Consider the following 21,032-nt stretch of genomic DNA (forward strand, 5'->3'; position numbering starts at 1 on the left):
TTCGGCCCCAGCCAAGGGACATCCGACCTCATGACGGTCCCGGCGGGGTTCGCGTGGATTCGCCGGTCGCTTCGATCAGGCGCCGCCGGGTCGCCTGGAGCCGGTCGGCGACAACTTGGGCGAAGCGGCGGGCCAGTTCGTAACCGAGTTCGGGATCGGCGGTACATAGGCGCCGCACCTCGGCGGCGTTGAACTCCACCGCGAAGACATCGTCTTCGGCTACGGCGCCGAAGTGCCAGGTGAACGGTGGTGCCATCCACGACCATCCCAGTACGCTGCCGGGTTCCAGCGTTTCGATTTCCTGGGTTCTCTTTCCTGGGGACTCATAGTCGAGCACGACGTGTCCCTGGCGGATCAGCCAGAACCGGTCGGCGGGAGTGTTTTCCCGGAAGATGCGGGCGCCACTGTGGAACATGGCGCGGTGAGCGCACATGGACAGTCGTGTCAGCTGCTCTTTTGGCAGGTCACCGGTGAACGGGTGGCCGCGCAGCAGGTCGTAGGCGGTTTCCATCGGTCCTCCTGTGAGTTCTATTTCGGTGGTTGCGGCGGGACGGTGGCCGCGTCGTCATGGCCGGTACCGTCCCGCCTCGGTGTCCACATCGACTCCTGGTGGAGTTCTCGGGTAGTCGGACAGGCTTCTACGAGCCCTTGACCGGTATCACCACGCTGGTGTCGGAGCCCGCTTTCAGGGGCACCGTGATGTCGAGGACTCCCCGGACGTATTCGGCTTTGATGTTGTCGGTGTCGGCGTTGCCCGGAAGCCGGACGGCGCGATACATCGATCCATACCGGAATTCGGAGTGGGTCTCGTCGTGGGTCCCGGATTGGCGTTCGGCCCGCAGGCTCAGGACGTCGTGGTCAACCGAGACGTGGATGTCCTTGTTGGGATCCATTCCCGGCAATTCGGCGCGGACCCGGTATTCCTGGTCGCTCTGCTGGATCGCGATGCGGATTGGGGGCGTGTGGTGCGACCCGGGGCTCATCCCGAAAAAGTCAGCGAGATCGCCGAAGATTCGTGGAGTCAGCGAGGTCATGGGTTTTCTTCCTTCCTGTGCGCGGTGGTGATTCGAGCGGGTGCTCTCGGTTTTGTGTGGTTGGCGTCAACGCAGGACCGGCCAGGATTGGACGAGGCCGGTGCGCGACCATGGTTTGCCGAATCCCCAGGTGTCTCCGGCGTTGGCGTAGGCCAGGCCGATGACGAGGATGGCCATGATGATGTGGTCGTCGATGAGGGGGTTGTTGGCCGGTGGCAGGGCCACGCTCCACATCAGCACCAGTTGGATGGCCGCGGCGATGGCGGCGATGCGCATGCCGATGCCCAGGATCATGGCGATGCCGATTCCGGCCAGGCCGAGCATGAACAGCCAGTCGGCCCACGCGGCTCCGGCGATGGAGGTGTAGAAGCCCTTGAACGGTCCGGAGGCGGAGTTGGCCAGGAAGCCCTGGGTGGGGCGGCCGCCGTTGAGCCAGGAGTGGTCGGGTGGGGTGGCGTAGCCGAGTCCGAAGGTCTTGTCGAGGAACGCCCACAGGAAGATCCACCCGACACCGATACGGGCGACCGCCCACACCCGACGACCATGGTGAGTCGAGGGGTCGGGCACGGATTCGTCAACGGGCACCTCATGTCTCGGGCGTTGATGCGTCGTCATCGCTTTTCTCCTCTCGCGCAAGCGATGCGTGAATGACACCACCAGCACACCGCAAACGCGGGTCGTGCGCGTAGGGGCGCCGGTCTTCAGTCGGCACGCCCGACCTCCCCTACCGACAAAGGGACCAATCGTCCCTATCGGGGGTCTTTCGCCTCAACTAACGTCGAAGCCAAACGCGAAACACACTGGTGGGGACAGGAACCGACACGTATTCAGACACAGTGGAAATAGCCAGGCGAGGAGTCTGTCATGTCCCGCACACCGCCCGACGCGATCTTCGGCGACCGTGAGGGTTGCCAACTCCGCGAACCCTTCGACAAACCATGGGGGGCCACGGCTCTGCCGTCGTTCACCCGGCATCCCGGCAATCCCGTGCTGACGGCGGCCGACTGGCCGACTCCGGTGGCCACGATCGGCAACCCCGGTGCCGCCCATGACGGCCACGGCATCGTGTTGCTGTGCGGGGTCGAGGATCGACGAGGTATGACGACGCTGAACATCGCGCGCAGCCGTGACGGAGTCGGTGACTGGAGCATCGAGTCCCAGCCGTTGATCGAGCCCCGCAGCTGCGGCTCCCGGCACTGGTCGGGGGTCCGGGACGGACGACTGACCTGGGTGCCCGAACTGAACGGCTGGGTCATCGCGTTCACCGCCTTCGGACACAGCGGGACCGGTGTCGCCCTGGCGTTTACCTCGGATTTCAAGGACGTGGTGCCGCTCGGTGTCGCCGCGCCCCCCGACGACCAGAGCGGTGTGCTGCTGCCGCGCCGCGCCGACGGTGAATTCGTTCTCCTGCACCGGCCGATGTCGCCAATGTCGCTGCGTGCCGACGTGTGGTCGTCACGGTCACCGGACCTGTTGCGGTGGCACGGCTCCAGGCCGGTTTTGCCCGCGAGGCCGACCCCGTGGTGGGACTCGGCCGGTGTCGGTGTGGGGCCGCCGCCCATCGAGACCGACCATGGCTGGCTGACCGTCTACTCCGGCGACAAACGCGTCGACGATCGCACCGTGCGCCGCGTCGGTATGGCGCTGCTGGACCGCGATGACCCGACGCGGGTGACGCATCGCGGCGACGAATGGGTCCTCGAGGCGTCCGAACCCTATGAGACGGGCAGGTCGCCAACCCGTTCGGTGACGCCCAGCGGGGCCGTGATCGATGTCGAGTCCAGGGCGCTGCGGCTGTACTACGGTGTCGCGGATTCGGGTGTCTGTCTGGCCACAGCGGACCTGGACGAGGTTCTCACCTACCTGCTCAACCAACCAGTCGGCTGACGTGGTCGCCAACACCAACGGTTGACAGCGTCCCGTTCCGATCCCCGCCACACGAACGGATCCGCTCCACGAGTGTCTCGGCCACCCTCGGCCACATCAGACGGTTGCCGACACGCCGGGCCACGACTCGCGTGCACGACAGGGCGACGGGATCGGTCAGCAGTTCGGTCACGGCGGCCCCGAACCCGGCGGGGTCGTCTCCGGACACCAGTCTGCCCGCTCCGCTGGACAACAGGTCCCGGGCGTAGTGGTAGTCGGTGGACACCGTCGGGCAGCCGGCCGCGACGGCGAAGGTCAGTGTTCCCGAGGAGATCTGTTCCTGGCTGCGATACGGGGTCAGGTACACGTCGGTGTTGGCCAGCAGCGCCGACAGTTCGGCCGGGGACAGGTACCGGTCGACGAAGTCGACGTTGTCCTCCAACCCCATGCGGCAGGCCAGGTCCCGCAGTCGCGACAGGTACGCGGTGCCGTGGGCGGCCAGTTCCCCGGGATGGGTGGCACCGGCGATGACGTAGCGAACGTCGGGAAGCCTCTCCACGACGGTGGCCAGGCCGTCGATCGCGGTCTCGAGGGACTTGCCCGGGCCCAGGAGCCCGAACGTGGACAGCAGTGGCCCGGTTCGGGACTTCGCCAGGATCCGTGCCAGATCCGGTCCCAGCCGCGACTCCTCGATCGACGTGCGAAGGATCGGGGGCGCACCGTGCGGGATGACCACCAGTTTCGACGGTTGGGCCAATCCGGCGTCCACCCCCAGGTTCACTCCGGTGGGGGTCAGCATCGTGATGAGGGCGGCGTCGCGGCACAGGCGGTGCAGCACCGTCGCCTGGGCCCGGGTGGGACAGGACAACATCGTGTGCGGAGTGACCATATAGGGCAGTCCGAGTCTGGTGAGCTCGGCGCTCAGTTCCAGAACGTGGGCTCCGGCCGTCCCGCCGAAGATCCCGTATTCGTGCTCGATGAGCACGATGTCGGCGCCCTGGTCCCGCATCCGGCGGGCCGCGGCGCGGTATGTCGCCGGTGCGTCGGCGGAGATCGTCGCGGTGACCTCGTCGGGATAGGTCAGCCCGTCGGTGTCCATCGCGCAGACACGGACGTCGATGTCCTGGTCGAGCCCCAGCAGGGCGTCGCGCAGATCGGTGGTGAAGTTGGCCAACCCGCATCGTCGGGGCGGATAGGTGGACACGATGTGGATGTTCAGTTCTCGCCGGGAACGGCCCCTGGTGTTGGGCATGGAAAACCCCTGTCGGTCAATGGAAGTCGGCACCGGTGTGCGTCGCGGTACGCTTCCGGCCGCCAAGGGGACTATCGCTGACGTCGTGGGGTCACAGACAGTGCCGTACTGCCTCGTTTCGCACGTCCTTACAACCCATTGTCGACGGGTTCGCAGTCCCACAAGAAGTCCAGCACTTCGTCAAGTTTGGCGGTGGCCAGGCCGATGCTGGTGTCGGCGGCGCCGTAGTAGAGGTCCAGATCGCCGGTGTCGAGGCGGTGGACCATGCCGGTCGGGAACACCACGTTGGGAACGTCGCCCTGTCGTTCGTACCGGGTACTCGGGCTCAGCACCCATTGCGTCGAGCGGCGCAGTACGCGTTCGGGCCGCTCCAGATCCAGCAGTGCCAGTCCGGCCCGGTAGACCTGGGTTCCGGCTCCGGCCTTGACACCGTGATAGACGAGCAGCCAACCTCGCGAGGTGGCGATGGGCGGCGGTCCGGCGCCGATGCGGACCGCGTCCCAGGCGGGGCCGCGCCGGGAACGCAGCACCGGCTCGGCGATCGTCCATGAATCCAAACTGGATGAACGCGACAGCCAGATGTCGGCGGTGTCGGAGGCCGCGGAGACCGGACGGTGCAGCAACACGAAATCTCCGTCCACCCGACGGGGGAACAGCGAGGCGTTCTTGTTCTCCGGCGGCAGGATCACGCCTTTGGGGGTCAGAGTGCGGAAATCCTCGGTCAGGGCCAGCGCGACGGCGGGACCGGCGGGGCCGTAGACGGTGTAGGTGATGGCCCAGCAGCCCAGCTCCTCCAACCTGGTCACCCGGGGATCCTCGGCCCCCCAGCACGACGCCGGGTCGTCCGGGTCGGCGTCGATGAGCGGCTGGGGGTCGATGCTCCAGTCGGTTCGACCGTTTCGGCTGCGCGCGACCGTCAGATGCGAGACACCCTGACGGTCCTCCACCCGGCACAACAGGACGGTCTCCTGCTCGTGACTGGTGGCGCCGGGGTTGAACACGGTGTTGATGGGATACGGCCAGTCGGACGCGGTCAGCACCGGCCCCTCGGCATGACGACGGAAGAGACAGGACTCGGACTGCACCATTGTGGTCCTTCGTGAGGCGAGGTACGGGTCTAGTGTGACAGCGTCACCAATCTGGCTTCCACCAACCGCGACAATGCCTGATAGTACGCCAGAGTGGACTCCGCACCCTGGTTCTCGTTGACGCCGTGTCGCCCCACCCCGTCTCGGCATCCTCCGGTGGACGCATCGTACAGACTCAAACCGTGGGCGTTGTCGCCCAGGAACCAGCCGAAACACCTCAGCGCCAACCGGGCGTACCGGGGCGAGGAGGTGTGGACGTACGCGTCCACCAGGCATTCGACGAGCGCGGCCGCGTCGATCGGCTGTTCGTCGCCCTCATGGCCGAGCCTGGCGGTGTCGCGCCGCCGCCAGGTGTTGCCGACGCAACGCAGCGGTCCAGTGTCGATGTGGACCTGTCGGCAGTACCAGTCCAGTGCCGACAGCGCCCGGTGTGTCATCCCGGGTTCGCGCAACCGCCCGGCCGCCGCCAGCAGTGCCTGCGGCAGCCGGGCGTTGTCGTAGGCCAGCATCGGCTCGAACCAGTACCAGTTCGGCGCCACCGACCGTCGCAGTCTCGCGTCGAGGTAGTACGCGGTGGCGCACAGCGGCCCGGATTCACACAAACCCAGGGCGGCGTACGCGGTCGCCCGCAACGACAGCTGGTGTACGCCGGGGCGCAGCCGGCCGCGCAAGGCCGCCGCTCGGTGCCGAACCGTGCCGGAAACCGGTGCGGCGTACAGCTCGCCGAGCGCCCACAATGCTCGTCCGACGTGATCACCGGCGTGCGGTTCGTCGGTCCACTCCCCGTCGCTGTCGGCGACATTGCGCAACAGGCCCGCGGTCTCGCCGAAGGATCGCTCCAGGAAGTCGATACTCGTGGCGATCCAGGTGCCGACGGTCTCGGTGGCCCAGCCGAGCCGCAGGAACCGGGCGGCGACGATCGCCAACCGGGACACGTCGTCGACACAGTAGCCGGAGCCCCGATCGGGTTTGTCGAAGCGGGCGAACTGGATGATCCCCCGCTCGTCGGTCAATCGTCGCAGGTGATCCAGTCGCAGCATGGGCGCCACGGCCACACCGTCCTCGTCGAAACTCATGTGAATCACCTGTCGTTGACCAGCACCAATGGACAGTCACAGCGATGTACCAAGGCGTAGGCGGTGGAGCCCAGCATTTTCGAGCCGAAGCGGCAGCGGGACCCGATGACGACCACACCGGCCGACCGGGAGGCTTCGGTGAGTGCGTCGGCGGGCTCGACGCCGGACACCACCGTCACGCTCACCTCCACATCGGGGAACTCGTCGCACCACCTCCGCGACCACGCGGACAGTCGATCCGCCACATCGATGTCCGATGTGGAATGTTCCTCCATACTCGGCCCCCGGTTGTCGATGTGCAGGGCGTGCAACGCGACCCGTCGCCGTTCCGCTTCACGCGACGCGAACGCCGATACCGCCGCCGATGTGGCCGGGTCGTCCAAGCCCACCACCACGGGGCCCGATCGATGTGTCCCGCCTCTGACCACCATGACCGGGCAGGTCGCCAGTGTGGCGACCCGCACCGCGGTGGATCCCAACAGCAGTCCCGTGAAACCGCCGAGTCCTCGTGCCCCGACGACGAGAAGTCGGGCGTGCGCCGACTCCTCGATCAGGATCGTCGCGGCGTCGCCGTCAGCGAGATGTTCCTCGACCGTCATGCCGGGGTGACGATCCTCGACTCGTCGCCGGGCTTCGGCGAGGACACGTGTGCCGTCGCGGGGACGTTCCCCATCCCTCGGCCGCGACCGAATCACGGTCGCGGTCTCGGATGGTGTTCGAACGTGGACGATCCGCAGGTTCGTCTGGTACACCTCGGCCTCGACGGCGGCGATGTCAACGGCCTCGACACTCTCGGGCGAGCCGTCGACGCCGACGACCACCGGTGGGGACTCGACATGCGACACGGTGCCAGCGTGCTAGGTGACCGGGGTTCGCAGCAGAGTAAAAGCGACCCCCGGCGCCGGGACCTTTGGTCGCCGCGGTGGACGCGATGTGGCCCGTCGCCGCAGCCCGCACGGCCCTTTCCTGGTCGCTGTCCGTTCACCGATCCTGGCGGTAGGACGCACTAGACGCGAAGGAAGAAGCGATGATGTACTGGGACAACGACATGGGCCCGGCCGCCTGGGTGTTCATGACCCTCAACCATCTGGTGGTGTGGGCGCTGCTGGTGGGCGCGATCTGGCTGGCCGTGCGCGCGGTGCGCCATTACGTGTCGCACGGCGGCGGAGTCACGCACCCCGAGCGGGTGCTTGCGGAGCGGTTCGCCAAGGGCGAGATCGACGAGGCCGAGTACCGCGAACGTCTGGACGTGTTGCGTGGCCACGCGAGGTCGTGACGTCAGCAGATGCGCGGCAGCTGTTCGCCGATGAGCATGTCGACCACTCGCGCGGTACCCAGTGGAGTGCGGGCGGTGACGCGGCCGGACGGACCGGCGGTGACCCGCCCGATGAGGCTGGCGTGTTCCGCTTCCGGACAGGTCCGCATCGCCGCCAGCACGGCGTCGGCGGCTTCGGGCGCGACCAGCGCGATGAGGCAGCCCTCGTTGGCGACGTGCCACACGTCCAGGCCCAGCAGCTCGCAGGCGGCGGTGACCGGGGTGGGTACCGGTACTGCGGCTTCGGTGATCTCGATGCCGACCTGACTGGCCTGGGCCACTTCGATCAGGGCACTGGCCAGGCCGCCTCTGGTCGGGTCCCGCAGTACGTGGACTCCGGCGCCTCCGGCCGCGAGCATGGCGGCCACGAGTTCGTGCAGGGGCCGGGTGTCGGAGGTGATGGCGGCTTCGAAGCCCAGTCCTTCGCGCACCGACAGGATGGCCGTGCCGTGGGAACCGATGGGCCCCGAGACGAGCACGGCGTCGCCGACGGCGGCGTTGGCGGCCGACACCGCCGCGGCCGGGGCTATCCGGCCCACACCGGTGGTGGTGATGTAGATGCCGTCGCACGCGCCCCGGTTCACCACCTTGGTGTCACCGGTGACCACGGCGACCCCGCAGTCGGCGGCGGCCTTGGCCACCGAGTCGTTGATACGGCGCAGTTCCGCCATCGGCAGGCCCTCTTCCAGCACATAGGACACGGCGAGCGCGATGGGGACGGCTCCCCGCATGGCGAGGTCGTTGACGGTCCCGTGCACCGCCAGCATCCCGATGTCGCCGCCGGGAAAGAATCGCGGTGTCACCACGAAGGCGTCTGTCGACAGTGCCAGGTCACCACCCGGGTCGGGGAGCACGGCGGCGTCCTCCATCGGACCCGGAGGAAGCAGTCCCGGGGTGATCACCTCCCCCAGCAGCTCGGCCATCAATTGTCCTCCCGAGCCGTGGCCCAGCCGGATGTGGCTTGAGTCGGTTCGCGGTACCGGGCAGGACGCCGCGGCGGGGTCGACGGTCATTGTTCCTCCAGTGTGGCTTGTCGGCCTCGTCCCGCCGTGTGGAAGGCGGCACAGGTTCCCTCCGCCGACACCATGGGCGCTCCCAGCGGATGTCGCGGGGTGCAGGCGGTGCCGTAGGCGAGGCAGTCGGTGGGCAGTCGGGTGCCGCGCAGGATCTCCCCCGCGATGCACACTTCGCTTTCGCGGGTGGCTTCCCGTTCGACCGGGAAGCGGGTTTCGGCGTCGTGGTGGCGGTAGGCTTCCGACAGTCGCAGGCCACTGTGGGCGATCTCGCCGATGCCGCGCCAGGTGCGGTCGGTCAGCGTGAACACCTCGTCGATGGTGTCGCGGGCGCGGCTGTTGCCCGTGCGGCGCACGGCCCGGACGTACTGGTTCTCCACTTCGGCCCGTCCGGTCTCCAGTTGGCGCACCGCCATGACGATTCCCTCGATCAGGTCGAGGGGTTCGAATCCGGTGACCACGATGGGCACCCGGTACGCCGCCGCGATGGGTTCGTACTGGGTCCAGCCCATGACCGCGCACACGTGACCGGCGGCGAGGAAGGCGGTGACCTCGTTGTCGGGCGCGTCGAGTATCGCGGTGATCGCGGGCGGCACCAGCACGTGGGACACCAGCACGCTGAAGTTGTCCAGGCCGAGGCTGGCGGCCTGTTTGACGGCCATCGCGTTGGCGGGGGCGGTGGTTTCGAACCCCACGGCGAAGAAGACCACCTGACGGTCGGGGTTGGCGACGGCCAGGCTCACCGCGTCCAGCGGCGTGTACACCACCCGGACGTCGCCGCCGCGCGCCTTGACGCCGAGCAGATCGCCACCGGAACCGGGCACCCGGAGCATGTCCCCGTAGCTGCAGAAGATGACCCCGTCACGCGAGGCGATCGCGATGGCCTTGTCGACCATCTCCAGCGGGGTCACGCACACCGGGCAGCCGGGGCCGTGGATCATGCGGATCCCGTGTGGCAGCAGTTCGTCGATGCCCTGCCGGACGATGGTGTGGGTCTGGCCCCCGCACACCTCCATCAGGGTCCAGGGACGGGTCGCGGTCGATTCCAGTTCGGACAGCAGTCGGCGTGCCAGCACCGGGTCGCGGTATTCGTCTAGGTATTTCATGGTTCGGTCCCCAGTTCGGTTGCCAGGGCGTCGGGTATCGCCCGGATCACGGCCAGGGTCCGGGCCGCCTCGGCCTCGTCGACGCGGGAGATCGCGAATCCCACGTGCACGATGACGTAGTCACCCGTTTCCGCCTCGGGGACGTATTCCAGGCACGCCTCACGTCGCAGGCCGTCGAAGTCGACGGTGCCCATACGGGGTCTGCCCTGGGCGACGTCGACGATACGTCCCGGTATTCCCAGACACATGGTTGTCACCTCCGGGTGGATCGGGCCGCGGCTATCACTGCCTGGCCATAAGCGATACCGCCGTCGTTGACCGGAATGTCGCGGCTGATGTGGACGGTGAAACCCTCCTGACCGAGAGCCTCGCGAACGCCGCGGACCAGGCGCCGGTTCTGGAACACCCCACCGCCCAGGCACACGGTTTTGGGATAGCCGTGCCGGGCGGCGTCGCGCACCAACGCCACCGTCACCTCCACAATGGTGGTGTGGAATCGCGCCGCGGTGAGGCTCGTCGCTTCGTCCGTCTCGGTGATGGCGCGCAGAGTGGGTATTGGGTCGTAGACGGCGATCCCGTCCCGCCGGGCCAGCCGCCACGGCAGCGGGAAGGCGTCGGCGACGCCTTCGCAGGCGGCTTCCAGCAGTACCGCCGCCTCGCCCTCGTAGCTGGAGGTGTCGGTGATTCCCAGCAGCGCGGCGACCGCGTCGAACAGTCGACCGGCGCTGGATGCTTTGGGGCAGTTGACGCCTCGCTCGATCATCCGACGAATGGTGTCGGTCTGGGCGGGGCCGAGGCGTTTCTCCAGTTCTGGTGCCCGGAATGTTCCGCCGCCGAGATCCTCGGCGCCGTAGCGGTATCCCAGTGCCATCCGGGCGGGGTTGCGGATCGCGGCGGCACCACCGGGAAGCGGCGCGTAGCCGAACCGGCCCAGCCGCCGGAAGTCCCGGTAGTCGGCCAGCATGATCTCGCCGCCCCACAGGGTGCCGTCGTCGCCCATGCCGAGTCCGTCGTAGGCGACCCCGATGAACGGTTCGTCGACGCCGCGTTCGGCGGCGGTGGCCACGACATGAGCGTGGTGGTGCTGGACGCCCACGCGGTCCAGGCCACTGTCCCTGGCGAACCGGGTGGACGCGTACCCGTCGTGCAGGTCGTGGGCGATGAGGTTCGGTTGTACCGCGTGCATGCCGCACAGGCGGTCGACGCCGGTGGCGTAGCCGTCCATCGCCTCGGCGCTGTCGAGGTCACCCAGGTACGGGCCCAGGATGACCCGGTCGTCCCCGGTCACCGCCAACGCCGATTTCGACTGCGCGCCAGCGGCCAGGATGGTCCTGTCCGTCGGGATCGGCAGTCGCGACGGTGATGGCGCGTAGCCGCGGGCTCGCCGCAGGGTCAGTGTCTCACCGTCGACCACCCGCACCACGGAATCGTCGTGGCGTTCCCGGATCGGGCGGTCGTGGCCGAGCACTCCGTCCACCATGGGCCCCAGGCGGTCCCGGGCGGCCTCGTCGCCGATGATGATGGGTTCGCCGCCGAGGTTCCCGCTGGTCACGACCAGCGGACGATCCAGTGCGGCCAGCAGGAGATGATGCAGCGGGCTGTAGGGCAGGAACACTCCCACATGGGACAGACGCGGGGCCACCAACGATGACAGCGTTTCCAGGTGCGGGCTGTGACACACCACGATCGGCGCCGCAGGTGCCGTCAGCAGTTTCGCCTCGTCGGTGTCGAGGTCGGCCAGCCTCCGGGCCCGGTCCAGGGTGCCAACCATGACCGCCAGTGGTTTGCCGGGGCGGTTCTTGACGTGACGCAGCCGCCGCACCGCCGTGTCGTCTCCGGCGTCGGTGACCAGTTGATAGCCCCCGACGCCCTTCATCGCTATCAGGCCGCCGGTTTCCAGAACGGCGATCGCCTGTGACAGTGCCGCCTCGCCGTGGCCGATGCCGTCTCCCCACCACGTCAATCGCGGTCCGCAGTCGGCGCAGGCGATCGGTTCGGCGTGGAAGCGCCGGTCACCGGGATCGAGGTATTCGCCCCGGCAGCGGTCGCACATGTGGAACGTCCGCATCGTGGTGCGGGCCCGGTCGTACGGAAGATCGTCGATGATGGATATCCGGGGTCCGCAGGCGGTGCAGTTGATGAAGGGGTATCGGTACCGGCGGTCGTCGGGGTCGAACAGTTCCCGCGCACAGGCGGCGCAGGTCGCCAGGTCCGGCGGCGGGTACCGCCGTGGATCTCCGGAGCGAGCACTGTTGACGATGCGAAAACCCGCCCCGGGCCCGGGAGTGGGCTCCAGGTCGGCGACGGCAACATTCTCCACATGGGACTGGACGGGTGCCTCGGTGCTCAGCCGCGCGATGAACTCCGCCAGCGCGGCCGCCGGGCCGCGGGCGGTGATGGCGACCTGGCCGCCGGTATTGGCGACGTGTCCGTTCAGGCGGTGTTCGTTCGCCAGCCGGTACACGAACGGACGGAACCCGACGCCCTGCACCAGCCCGGAGACGGTCACGCGCACCGCGCGGACTCCGCGCAGCCGGGCGGGCGTCATGGCGTCGCCTCGTCCGCGGCGTGGACGATCGCCACCGGCGCGTGGGCGTGGTGCAACATGGCCTGGCTCGTCGAACCCAGGACGAGTCCGGCGAAGCCCCCGTGTCCCCGGGAACCGACCACCAGCAGCTGAGCGCCCCTGGACTGTTCCAGCAGGATCTGCCGGGTGTTGCCGTGCAGCGAGGTCCGCGTGACCTCGACGTCGGCGTATTCGCGCCGGATTCCGGCCAACGAGTCCGACAGCACCGCGGTGGCACGGTTCTCCATCGCCTCGCGATCGCCGACGCCCAGGACGAAGTAGCCGTCCCGGGTCGTGGTCGGATAGTGCCAGGCGTGCAGGACGGTCACCGGTAGCCGGCGTAGCCGTGCCTCCCGCAGTCCGAAGCGGACGGCCGCCTGCGACAGCACCGAACCGTCCACACCGATGACCACTCGTCCGGCGTTGGGGCCGTCACCGGTATCGGTGTCGCGCACGACGATGACCGGGCAGTGGGCGTGCGCGCTGACCTGGGTGGTGGTCGAGCCCAGGAGTATCCCGGCGAAGCCGCCGCGGCCGCGATCACCCAGCACCAGCAGCGCCCATTTGTGGGACTCCGACACCAGGCCGCCGCTGGAGGTCGAGGCACTGATCAGTGCGGTCTCGATGCTCACATCCGGCGCGGTCAGCTCCAGCCTCCGCTTGGCGGCGTCGAGCATGTCCTGAACGGACTTTCGTTCGGCGCTGGGGTCGGTTTCTCCCTCGGCGGGTGGCGGCGGGGCGCCCATCGTCAGGTGGACGGTCACCAGGAGCAGGGGCAGGCCGCGCAGCCGTGCCTCGTCGAGCGCCCATGCGACGGCGCGCTCGCTGTGTTCGGAATCGTCGTATCCGACGGCTACCGGAGTGGACATGTCGTGTCTCCTTGTCTCACGGTTCTCGCAGGGTGGGCAGCATCCATTCGGCGCCGGTGTCGGTGGCGGCGACGTTGACCTTGACGTCGACGGCCGCCAGCAGCCCGGGACCGGCCAGCAGCGGGTTGATGTCCAGTTCGGCCAGTTCGGGGAAGTCCTCGGCCAGCCGCGCCAGCCGCAGCATCAGGTCTTCGAGTCGATAGGTGTCGACGGGCTGACTGCCGCGATACCCCGTCAGCAGAGGTGCCGTGCGCAACGAGCGCCACATCCGCCGGGCGTCCAGATCGGTCAGCGGCAACAGCCGGAAGGCGTTGTCGTCCCACAGTTCGGTCTGGATTCCGCCCCGTCCCAGCATCACGACCGACCCGAACTGCCGGTCGTGGGTGACACCGGCGATGAGTTCGACCGTGCCGGTCACCATGGGCTGCACGGCGACCCGGGGCACGGAGGTGTGCAGCGCGTTGCCTATGGCCAGGTACGCGCTCTTGACGGCGGCGGCCGAGTCGAGCCCCAGGTGGACGGCTCCGCGTTCGGTCTTGTGGACCATCGTCGGATCGTCGGCCTTGAGCGCCACGGGAAAGCCGATGGCATCGGCCGCCGCGACGGCTTCGTGTACGGACGTGGCGAAGCGGGTTTCGACGTGGGGAATGCCGTAGCTTGCCAGCAGTCCGCGCGACCATTCGGCGTTCTGCCAGCCGCCGCCGGTGCGCAGCGCCTCGTCGACGAGCGACCGGGCGGCAGGTTGGTCGATATCGGACAGTTGCGGGGACTCGCCCAGGGGCTGGCGCCGCCATTCGGCGTAGCCGACGGCTCGCCCCAGTGCGGCCACCGCGCGTTCGGGAAGGTCGAACACGGGGACCCGTCGTTTGCCCAGTGTGGCCGGTGCGTCGGTGACACCGATCAGGACCACGGCCATCGGTGTGTCGGGCGCGGCGTCGGCAGCGTCGGCGATGGCCTGCAGGCAGCCGGGTACGTCAGTGGAACGGGACGCGGCGAAGGCCACGACCATGGCGTGGGTCTCGCCGCTGTCGGCCACCGTCACGATGGTGTCGCGCATGGCCGCCGGTGTGGTGGCCGCGCCCAGGTCGATGGGATTGTCGGTGGTGACGACGGCGGGATGATCGGCACGCAGTCGGTCCGCCAGCGGGGGTGACAGCTGCGGGCAGGTCAGTCCGGCGGTCTCGGCGCTGTCGGCGGCCAGCACGTTGATGCCGCCCGCGTTGCCGACGATCGCGATCCGGTTCCCCGCCGCCAACGGCTGCTCGGACAGCAGTCGGGCCGCGTCGATCATCTCACCGAGGGTGTCGGTGCGGATCACCCCGGACTGTTCGAACAGCGAATCCACCGTGGTGTTGGCCGCCGCCGCGGCGGCGGTGTGGGACGCCCCGGCACGACGGCCGCCGCTGGACCGTCCGCTCTTGACCGCGAGTATCGGTTTCTGCCTGGCGAACGCCCGCGCCACCCGCGCGAACCGTCGCGGGTTGCCGAAGGACTCCAGGTACAGGGCCGCCGCCCGGCAGTCGGGATCGTCGAACCAGTACGACAGCAGGTCGTTGCCGCTGACGTCGGCTTTGTTGCCGAGGGACACGAACGAGCGGATCCCCAGTTCGGCACCGCGCGCGTGATGCAGCACCGCGATACCCACCGCGCCCGACTGCGAGGCCACCGCCAGTCCTCCGGGTTCGGGGACGTCGACGGCGAAACTCGCCGCCAGCCGCACCCGTGGGTCGGTGTTGATGAATCCGAGGCAGTTGGGGCCGACGAGGCGCATGTCGTGACGCCGGGCCCGGTTCACCAGTTCCGCCTGCGCGCCGACTCCGGCCTCGCCGATCTCGGCGAAGCCGGAACTGATCACGACCGCGGCCCGGGCACCGGCGCGCCCGGCCTCGTCGATGACATCGGCGACCGCCGCGGCGGGGACCGCGACGATCACCAGGTCGACGGCGGCGGGGACCTCGTCCAGGGACTTGTAGCAGCGTTGTCCGGCGATCGTGTCGGCGTGCGGGTGAATCGGGTAGACCGAGCCGGTGAAGTCGTATTCGAGGATCTGGCGCAGGATCTCGTGGCCGATGCCGCCGGGCCGCCGTCCGGCACCGACGACGGCCACCGTGCGCGGTGTCATCAGGGGCGCCAGCGAACGCTGCTGGGCCGAGCGGCCGCGAAAGTCGACAGCGGACAGTTCACGGTCGCTGAAGCTGGTGGGCAGCGTGAAGTCCACGACGTTGCCGATCGCGGGCGACAGCCCGTCCGCCGACAGCCCGCAAATGACTTTCAGCATGGCGGTGTTGTTCAGCAACACCTTGCCCTCCAGCTGGGTGAGGCCGTTGCGGTGCGCTTCGACGCTGAGGTGCTCCAGCAGCAGGGTGGCGATGCCGCGGCCGTGGTGCGCCGAGGCGACGAACACCGCCAGCTCACCCCGGCTCGCGCCGGGTTCTCGCTCGTAGGAGGCCACACCGACGATGCGGCCGTGGTCGACGGCGACCAGGGCGGCGAAGTCGTCGCCGGGCGGACGGGTCAACCGTTCCACCTCCCGGGGGACGGTGTCCTTGCCCAGCGCGAAGAACCGGAGTTTGATGCTGCGGGTGTCGGCGGTGTCGTGCAGGGAGGTCAGGCCCGCCGCGTCACCGGGCCGCACCGGCCGGATCGACACGATCCTCCCGTCAAGGGTCAGTGCCCGCCTCGACGCGTCCTTGGTCGGGTTGGTGTCGCTCATCTGGTCCTCCATCGGTGATTGATGACTGTCTTGTGTGCCGCGTCGGCCGCCAGCACCATGGGCACCGCTGCCACCGCCAGGGTCCAGCCCAAAAGGGACGGCCAGCCGCCTCCGAGCAGCTGCGCCAGCGGTGGCAGTCCCAGGAACACGCCCAGCAGGACGATCTCGATCCCCACGGCCACCAGCAACAGCCGGTTGGTCGTCAGAGCGATCCGGAACGCGGGGCGTGAGACGCTGCGGCAGGCGAAGGCGTTGGCCAGCTGTCCCAGGACGATCGCGGCGAAGGCCGTGCCCGAGGCGATGTGCAGCAGCGGCGCGGGTACGTCGCTTCCGGGCAGCCAGCCTCCCGCCAGCAGCACGACGGTGAACGCCGTCAGCGAGGCGAGCACCTCGGCGGGCCCCAGCACGCCGAAAGCCCGGATCAGGACGCCGCGGTTGATGAGGGCACCGGTGCGGGCACCGGTGGTCATGGTGCGGGGGTTGGGGGGTTCGGCGCCCAGCGCCAGTGCGGGCAACAGGTCGGTGCCGATGTCGAGGGCGAGAATCTGCAGGACGCCGATGGCCAGCGGAAACGACCCGCCGCTGAGCGCCCACACGACGAACGGCGCCAGTTCGGCGACGTTGTCGGTGAGGTGATACGTCAGAAACCGCCTGATGTTGACGAATGTGGCGCGTCCTCTTTCGACCGCCGCGACGATGGTGGCGAAGTGGTCGTCCAGCAGCACCAGATCGGCGGCCTCCCGGGCGATGTCGCTGCCCGAGGCACCCATGGCGATGCCGATGTCGGCGGTGCGCAGCGCGGGGGCGTCGTTGACGCCGTCGCCGGTCATGGCCACGATGTGGCCACTGTTCTGCAGGGCGCGGGCGATGCGCAGCTTGTCCTCCGGGGTCACGCGTGCGACCACCACCCCGTCGCGATCCAGCAGTTCGGCCAGCGCGGCCTCGTCGCCGGGCAGCTCCGCGCCCGTGATCACCAGGGAACCGTGATCCAGCAGGCCCACTCGCCGAGCCACGGCGCTGGCGGTCGCGGGGTGGTCCCCGGTGACCACGGTCAGCCGGATACCGGCCCGACGGCACGCGGCGATCGCGTCGGCGACGTCGGGGCGGGGAGGGTCGGCCAGGCCCGCCACCCCCAGCAGGGTCAGGTCGCGTTCGTCGGCCTCGGCGCCCTGCCCCATCGCGGACGCGGTTCGGGCGGCAACGGCCAGCACCCGCAGGCCGGAGCGGGCGAAGTCGGCGGCGGCCTCGGCGGCGGATCCGGTGTCCCGGCATCGGGAGAACACGGCCTCGGGCGCCCCCTTCACATACAGCGTGTCCTCCACCAATGTGGATGACATGAGACGAGCGCTGTCGAAGGCGTAGCGGTGCTTCTCGGGTTCAGCGGCTTCTCTCGCCGCTACGTCGATGCCGCAACGCAAGGCCAGTACGTGAAAGGCGACCTCCATCGGGTCGCCGTGCGGTGTGGCGTGACCGTCGTGTTCCACCAGGCGGCCCGACGAGGCCCGCACCGCGGCGTAGGCGAGCGCTTCGACGGCCTCCCGCGGCCCGTCGACGTCGCCTCGTGGTTCGTAGCCCTCGCCGGTGACCGAGGCGAGGCCCCGCGGTGTCCACACTCGCGTAACCGTCATCTGGTTGCGGGTCAGGGTTCCGGTCTTGTCGGTGCAGATGTAGGTCACCGAGCCGAGGGTCTCCACCGACTCCAGCCGCTTGACGAGCGCGTTCTTGTCCGCCATGGCTCGCGCCCCCCACGCCAGCGACAACGTCACGGTCGGCAGCAGTCCCTCCGGCACCAGCGCCACCGTCACGCCCAGGGCGAAGACGAACCCGACGGCCGGGTCGCTGCCCAGCAGCAGTGAGATCCCGAAGAACATCGCGCCCACGGCCACGGCCACCACGGCGATGACGGTCACGACCCGGTTGAGCCGCACCGCCAGCGGGCTCGGGGGACGGTGCGTCTGCCGGGTCAGCATGGTGATCTGCGCCAGCCGGGTCCGCACGCCGGTCGCCGACACCCGCGCGGCGGCCGCGCCCTCCACCGCGAAGGTGCCCGCGTACACCGTCGCGTCGGTCGTCACCCGCCGCGCGACCCCCTCGCCGGTCAACATGGACTCGTCGACGGCGATCTCGCCGCCGACGACACGCAGGTCCGCGCTGATGCGGTCCCCCGCTTCCAGCAAGACCAGGTCGCCGGGCACCAGCCGCGCGGCGGGAATCGTGAGCCGGTGTCCGTCGCGGATGACGGTGGCGTTGGCGGGCATCAGATCCCGCAACCGTTCGGCGGCCCGGTCGGCGCGGTACTCCTGAATGTGGGCGAATCCGGCGTTGACCACCACGACGATGACGATGGCCACCGCCAGTTGCGGCATGCCGATCAGAAAGGCCAGTCCGGCCGCCGCCCACAGCAGCAGCGCGAAGAAGTGCGTCAACTGCTTCGCCAGCGCCCACCAGCGGCTGGCACGGCGGGCGACGGGAATCTCGTTGGGTCCCCGCGAGGCCAACAGCTTCGCGGCTTGGGTGCGCGACAAGCCGGTTTCGGAGGTCACGAGGCGAACCGGGACCATTGCGTCTCCCATGAACGCATCCGGATTCGGTCGAGGCGCCGTCGCACCAGCCAGCACACCCCGAATCCGAGTTCGACGACGCCGATGTAGGCGAAGACGGCCGCGAAGACGGCCCGTCCGCTCGCCTGTTGCCGCGTCAACGGCGGCTCGGCGAGTTGATCGTCGCCGTCAAGCCAGATCGTGACCGTGTCGCCAGCCCTGGCGCCCGCCGGGGCTTTGACGCGTCCGCTGTCCTCGATGCCGTGACGTGTCTGCCAGCGCGCCTCACCCCAGCGTTGCTGGTACGAGGACGTTGCCACGGCGGGCTGGATGTCATGCGTCAACACCGCCGTTACCTGGTAGTGCGTCAGGGCTTGAGATTCCATGGTGGCCAGACCGTCCTCGTGGATCCTCATCCCCAGCCATACGCACACCGGCAGCAGTGCCGCCACGATGAGAATGACGAAGCGGGCGGCCATAGCCTCGACGCGATCCACTTCGCGCCGCAACGGGTTGTCGTCGAGGCTCAACAGCCGCGCGAATCTCGCGGCATCGGTGACCAAGCGCCAACGGATCATCGTCGTGCCGATCAGGATGCGCCCGACGAGTGGACGACGGCCACGGGCGCGTCGGCGTGATGCACCATCGCCTGCGTGGTGGAGCCCAGCAGCAGGCCGGTGAAACCGCCGTGCCCTCGCGAACCCAACACCACGAGGCAGGCCCCCGCGGATTTCTCCTGCAGCAGTTGGCGGGCGTCGACGCGTTCACACACCCGCTCCACCGGCACGTCGGGGTACTTCTGCGGCCACCCGGCCAAAGCCTCGGCCAGCACGCGTTTCTCGCTGTCGGCGCGTTCCTCGATGGAGTAGACCTGCGGAAGCACGTCGCCGGATTCGGTGGCGACCGGGTGGGTCCAGGCGTGAACGGCGATCAGCCGGGCTTCGCGCAGCGATGCCTCCTCGAAGGCGAACCGCAGTGCGGCCTGGGACAGCGGGGAGGCGTCCACGCCGACGACGATGCGATCGGGTTCCTGGCTCCTCACCGGCGCCGGGCCGCGGACCACCACGACCGGGCAGCGCGAGTAGGCGGTGACCTGCGTCGAGGTCGAGCCCAGCAGCAGCGAGGTGAATCTGCCTCGGCCACGGCTGCCAACGACCAACAGTTCGCCGTCCTCGGACGCCTCGACCAGGTCGATGCTGGCCGACATGCCACCGACGACCTTGCCGCTGACCTCCAGGTCGGGGTTCAGGTCGCGGATTCTGGCGACTTCCTTGTCGACGAGATCGCCCACGCTGGCACGCGAGGCTTCGTGCCTGCTGGAGTCGAGGTCCGTCGCCAACGGGGACAACACCAGGAACGAGTGGATGATCAGCAACCGACGCTGCCGCAGTCGGGCTTCCTCGGCCGCCCAGTCGACCGCGACCTGGCTGTGTGGTGAACCGTCGAATCCGACGATGATCGGAGCCGCCATCTGTCTGTCCTCCATTGTGTCTCGGATGTCCGGTATGAGGTGCCATGCCCTGCCGGACGCGGTATTCAGCTTCCCGGCTCGCCGGGATCCGACGCAGGGTCCAGATACTTGAACCGGCAGGGACCAAAGTCGTTGGCGCGGCCTGAGTCCCGCTTACCCGCGCCGGCTCGGCGAAAACCCGCGCCGCTATGTCGCGGAGCGAACGATCACCACCGGGCACTGGCTGGTGTGGACCATCGCGTATCCGGTCGAACCCAATAGCCGGGACCGCAGGGCGCCGCGCATCCGGGACCCGAGGACCACCAGGCTCGCCTTCGCCGACTCCTCCCCCAGTGCCCGCGCGGGGTTGGCCTGATGCACCGGCACGGTCTCGACGACGACATCACCGAAGTTCCCGCGATCATCGGACAGCCATTCGTCCAGGACCGATCGCGCGCGTTGCCGTCCGTCGGCTTCCGACTCGGCGGTGTCGACGAGGTTGGTCGAGTGGTGCCAGGCGTGGACGGCCCGCAGCGGCACACTCCGGGCCCGCGCCTCGGCGAACGCGAAGTCGATCGCGGCCTTGGACGTGCCCCGACCGTCCACACCCACCACGACCGGACCGTTCCTGGTGACCTCACCGCGCACGACCAGCACCGGGCAGGTCGCCCGCGCGGCCACGTCCATCGCGGTCGAGCCGAGCGCCCGTCTCGCCAGTCCGCCGTGCCCGTGGGATCCGACGACCACGAGGGTGGCGTGACGGGACTCGTCTATCAGGACGACGGCGGGTCCGCCGTCGATCACGTGGCCGGTGACGTTCACGTCGGGGTGAACTCCACGGACCAGGTCGCGGGCATTGTCGACGATCAGCCGGGCCGTCGGTTCGTCCTCAATGGGCGCGACGGGTGGGGTGAGCAGCGGCGGATTGCCGGTGTAGGTGGGCCACGCGCGGGCGTGGACGATACGAAGTGGACTTTGACGGTCGGCGGCGTATGCGGCGGCCAGGATGACGGTGCTCGGGCTGTCGTCCGAACCGTCGACACCGACGACCACTGGGGCGGGCGAGTTCTCGTTCATGTCTCCAGACTCGCCGAATCCCGCGTACCGACGCAGGGGCGAAGCGGCCACGCCAACGGGGACTTTG

Annotated in this window: 19 protein-coding genes; 2 read left to right on the top strand and 17 right to left on the bottom strand. The window is 68.9% G+C overall.

Annotated elements, in window-relative coordinates; all coding sequences use genetic code 11:
* Nucleotides 1-28 precede the first annotated feature (28 nt).
* The 3 genes from SNAS_RS16930 to SNAS_RS16940 form a co-directional block, all read right to left on the bottom strand.
* Complete coding sequence (locus SNAS_RS16930) at nucleotides 29-511, bottom strand: Crp/Fnr family transcriptional regulator (RefSeq protein ID WP_013018669.1); 483 nt, start codon at nucleotides 509-511, stop codon at nucleotides 29-31.
* A gap of 127 nt (nucleotides 512-638) precedes the next feature.
* Nucleotides 639-1,034, bottom strand: coding sequence for an Hsp20/alpha crystallin family protein (locus tag SNAS_RS16935; RefSeq protein WP_013018670.1), 396 nt, complete (start codon nucleotides 1,032-1,034; stop codon nucleotides 639-641).
* 66 nt (nucleotides 1,035-1,100) lie between these two features.
* Nucleotides 1,101-1,649, bottom strand: a complete 549-nt coding sequence (locus SNAS_RS16940) for a DoxX family membrane protein (RefSeq protein WP_013018671.1) — start codon at nucleotides 1,647-1,649, stop codon at nucleotides 1,101-1,103.
* Between the two features lie 249 nt (nucleotides 1,650-1,898).
* Between SNAS_RS16940 and SNAS_RS16945 the strand changes: the two genes are divergently transcribed.
* Entirely contained in the window at nucleotides 1,899-2,921 is a 1,023-nt protein-coding gene (locus SNAS_RS16945) for a glycoside hydrolase family 130 protein (protein ID WP_013018672.1), read from the top strand.
* Here the strand turns inward: SNAS_RS16945 and SNAS_RS16950 are convergent.
* The 4 genes from SNAS_RS16950 to SNAS_RS16965 all read right to left on the bottom strand — a co-directional run bounded on the left by SNAS_RS16950 (nucleotide 2,902) and on the right by SNAS_RS16965 (nucleotide 7,161).
* On the bottom strand, nucleotides 2,902-4,152 hold the full coding sequence (locus tag SNAS_RS16950; RefSeq protein WP_013018673.1) for a glycosyltransferase: 1,251 nt from the start codon (nucleotides 4,150-4,152) through the stop codon (nucleotides 2,902-2,904). The two genes, SNAS_RS16945 and SNAS_RS16950, sit on opposite strands and share 20 nt — an antisense overlap.
* A 128-nt stretch (nucleotides 4,153-4,280) precedes the next feature.
* A complete protein-coding gene (locus tag SNAS_RS16955; protein WP_013018674.1) occupies nucleotides 4,281-5,240 on the bottom strand; it encodes a glycoside hydrolase family 130 protein in 960 nt (319 codons plus the stop codon).
* Between the two features lie 29 nt (nucleotides 5,241-5,269).
* Nucleotides 5,270-6,316 carry a hypothetical protein gene (locus tag SNAS_RS16960; RefSeq protein WP_013018675.1) on the bottom strand — a complete coding sequence of 349 codons (1,047 nt, stop codon included), beginning with the start codon at nucleotides 6,314-6,316 and terminating at the stop codon, nucleotides 5,270-5,272.
* A 5-nt stretch (nucleotides 6,317-6,321) separates the two neighbouring features.
* The gene (locus tag SNAS_RS16965; RefSeq protein WP_041624984.1) at nucleotides 6,322-7,161 is read right to left on the bottom strand and encodes a universal stress protein; all 840 of its coding nucleotides are present in this window, start codon (nucleotides 7,159-7,161) and stop codon (nucleotides 6,322-6,324) included.
* Between the two features lie 182 nt (nucleotides 7,162-7,343).
* Between SNAS_RS16965 and SNAS_RS16970 the strand changes: the two genes are divergently transcribed.
* Complete coding sequence (locus SNAS_RS16970) at nucleotides 7,344-7,592, top strand: SHOCT domain-containing protein (RefSeq protein WP_013018677.1); 249 nt, start codon at nucleotides 7,344-7,346, stop codon at nucleotides 7,590-7,592.
* A gap of 2 nt (nucleotides 7,593-7,594) precedes the next feature.
* Here the strand turns inward: SNAS_RS16970 and hypE are convergent, their stop codons facing one another.
* The 10 genes from hypE to SNAS_RS17020 all read right to left on the bottom strand — a co-directional run bounded on the left by hypE (nucleotide 7,595) and on the right by SNAS_RS17020 (nucleotide 20,965).
* Nucleotides 7,595-8,644: a hydrogenase expression/formation protein HypE gene (hypE, locus tag SNAS_RS16975; RefSeq protein WP_013018678.1), complete on the bottom strand. Its 1,050-nt coding sequence runs from the start codon at nucleotides 8,642-8,644 to the stop codon at nucleotides 7,595-7,597.
* A complete protein-coding gene (hypD, locus tag SNAS_RS16980; protein ID WP_013018679.1) occupies nucleotides 8,641-9,750 on the bottom strand; it encodes a hydrogenase formation protein HypD in 1,110 nt (369 codons plus the stop codon). The genes hypE and hypD overlap by 4 nt, the downstream gene beginning before the upstream one ends.
* Entirely contained in the window at nucleotides 9,747-9,998 is a 252-nt protein-coding gene (locus SNAS_RS16985; protein ID WP_013018680.1) for a HypC/HybG/HupF family hydrogenase formation chaperone, read from the bottom strand. Before SNAS_RS16985 ends, hypD begins: the two co-directional genes overlap by 4 nt.
* Before the next feature lie 5 nt (nucleotides 9,999-10,003).
* Entirely contained in the window at nucleotides 10,004-12,298 is a 2,295-nt protein-coding gene (hypF, locus tag SNAS_RS16990; RefSeq protein WP_013018681.1) for a carbamoyltransferase HypF, read from the bottom strand.
* Nucleotides 12,295-13,185: a universal stress protein gene (locus SNAS_RS16995; protein ID WP_013018682.1), complete on the bottom strand. Its 891-nt coding sequence runs from the start codon at nucleotides 13,183-13,185 to the stop codon at nucleotides 12,295-12,297. The genes hypF and SNAS_RS16995 overlap by 4 nt, the downstream gene beginning before the upstream one ends.
* Before the next feature lie 16 nt (nucleotides 13,186-13,201).
* Nucleotides 13,202-15,898: a bifunctional acetate--CoA ligase family protein/GNAT family N-acetyltransferase gene (locus tag SNAS_RS17000; RefSeq protein WP_013018683.1), complete on the bottom strand. Its 2,697-nt coding sequence runs from the start codon at nucleotides 15,896-15,898 to the stop codon at nucleotides 13,202-13,204.
* Nucleotides 15,895-18,459 carry a cation-translocating P-type ATPase gene (locus SNAS_RS17005; RefSeq protein WP_013018684.1) on the bottom strand — a complete coding sequence of 855 codons (2,565 nt, stop codon included), beginning with the start codon at nucleotides 18,457-18,459 and terminating at the stop codon, nucleotides 15,895-15,897. The genes SNAS_RS17000 and SNAS_RS17005 overlap by 4 nt, the downstream gene beginning before the upstream one ends.
* Nucleotides 18,438-19,016 carry an Rv1733c family protein gene (locus SNAS_RS32895; RefSeq protein WP_013018685.1) on the bottom strand — a complete coding sequence of 193 codons (579 nt, stop codon included), beginning with the start codon at nucleotides 19,014-19,016 and terminating at the stop codon, nucleotides 18,438-18,440. Before SNAS_RS32895 ends, SNAS_RS17005 begins: the two co-directional genes overlap by 22 nt.
* Nucleotides 19,017-19,027: 11 nt before the next feature.
* Complete coding sequence (locus SNAS_RS17015) at nucleotides 19,028-19,909, bottom strand: universal stress protein (protein WP_013018686.1); 882 nt, start codon at nucleotides 19,907-19,909, stop codon at nucleotides 19,028-19,030.
* Between the two features lie 186 nt (nucleotides 19,910-20,095).
* Nucleotides 20,096-20,965, bottom strand: a complete 870-nt coding sequence (locus SNAS_RS17020) for a universal stress protein (protein ID WP_013018687.1) — start codon at nucleotides 20,963-20,965, stop codon at nucleotides 20,096-20,098.
* Nucleotides 20,966-21,032 lie beyond the last annotated feature (67 nt).

The sequence above is a fragment of the Stackebrandtia nassauensis DSM 44728 genome, assembly GCF_000024545.1.
Classification (GTDB): Bacteria; Actinomycetota; Actinomycetes; order Mycobacteriales; family Micromonosporaceae; genus Stackebrandtia; species Stackebrandtia nassauensis.